General features: G+C 54.0%; 2 pseudogenes. One reads left to right on the top strand and one right to left on the bottom strand.

Annotated features, from left to right (window positions below):
- Nucleotides 1-537, bottom strand: a pseudogene (locus tag QA609_RS24650) (hypothetical protein); the annotation flags it as partial.
- 362 nt (nt 538-899) lie between these two features.
- On the opposite strand from QA609_RS24650, the pseudogene QA609_RS24645 reads away from it, so the two are divergent.
- Nucleotides 900-1,132, top strand: a pseudogene (locus QA609_RS24645) (hypothetical protein); the annotation flags it as partial.

Raw genomic sequence — 1,132 nt, 5'->3', positions numbered from 1 at the left:
GAGATCATCAGCATTGCGCTGGACGTCGGACAACAGCGTATAGAGATTCACCAGTGTGGATGTCTCCTGGCCAGTGAGATCGGAGACGTCGTGGCGTTCGAGGGCGTCGGTAAGGAGCAGTGCGTCAGCGTAGACCGCAAGGTCAGGTTCTGTCCGCTCAGTCACTGTCTCCGTTTCCGGAGCCCGAACGAGCTGAGATGGGCCCGGTTGCTCACTCTCACGAATCAGTCCCTCCCGCTCATCAATCTCGAATCGGGGATGAAGACTCAAGACCGCAGGGTAGGGATCGGCGTCAGGAGGTAATCGCTCGAGGTCAAATGAGTCAGCTGCATCGCTTATTCGGCGTGCAAGCGTCTCGAACTGGTCACGCTGGAGTGGCCGCTTCTCGTCCGAGTCAGGGAGTTCGATGACGATTCGGTGCTCCTGAACATCTGTGATCTGAAACGGCTCATCCGATAATGGCATCACCAGTGTCGCCTCATCTCCCAACGCCTCACACTCCTCGAGCAGATTACTCCAGGTCGACTGAAACGTCATTACTCAACGATAGCGGGTGCAACGACGAAAAGATCTGTCCTAAATGCTCCTCCTCGGGCAATTCACCACAGAACGAAAACCACCGTCAGACAGGACTACCAAATTTAAGTGAGGTCACAAACAACGAGTAACCAATAAGATAAGAGAAACACACCCACCGCTAACCGGTGTGGGTCGCAGGAAAAGGGGGCGTTGATTCGCCCCCTAGGTTTGGACACCTAATTCTGCGACCCAGATCGGCTTAAAAGTTCGCCTCTCGATCAGCGGCTGCTATCTCACTCTCGAGATTCTGTCGGCTGCCGAGAGGCTACTCTACCCCCGGTATCGAGAGCCGACTAATTGCACCCAGAGACTACGATACGATGACGATTGGAAAAAATCCAAACGAAATTGACGCCGAAGCCCCCGATGAACAGGACGTCGCGACCACTCTCGGCTTTGATGAGAGTATTCAGGATGGTCTCACAGACAGTGAGACTAAAGACAGCACTACAGAAATCCCGAGCCGCGAGCAAATGTGGTGCATGCTCCAAAAGCAAGCTAAAACGATCGAGCAGCTGGAGTCTCGGCTTGAAGACGTTGAGCAACAACAGAG

It is taken from the genome of Natronococcus sp. A-GB7, assembly GCF_029688865.1.
Lineage (GTDB): Archaea > Halobacteriota > Halobacteria > Halobacteriales > Natrialbaceae > Natronococcus.
This window is presented reverse-complemented; position numbering and strand designations above follow the sequence as displayed.